1 pseudogene is annotated in these 204 nt (G+C 36.3%); it reads left to right on the top strand.

Annotated features, from left to right (window positions below):
* Positions 1–121: 121 nt before the first annotated feature.
* Positions 122–204 (top strand): annotated as a pseudogene (locus AC0QHF_RS29235) (transposase); the annotation flags it as partial.

The following is a 204-nucleotide window of genomic DNA, read 5'->3' as shown; positions in this document are numbered from 1 at the left end:
CTTTTTAAAGCGTGGATGAAAAACGAACGGCGACTTCAGTCGCCTTGAAAAAAAATCAAAAAGGTTGTTATTTTTAACCTTTTAATGCTATCATGTTATCCGAGGCTAAAACGATAAGACTATGCTTGTTTATGAGATGAAATTAGAAGGAGAAAAAGCCCAATACGAAAGGCTAGATGAAGCCATTCGTACAGGTCGTTTTGT

It is taken from the genome of Lyngbya sp. CCY1209 (assembly GCF_055795065.1).
The sequence above is the reverse complement of the archived record's forward strand: the minus strand, read 5'-3'. Positions and strand labels throughout refer to the sequence as shown.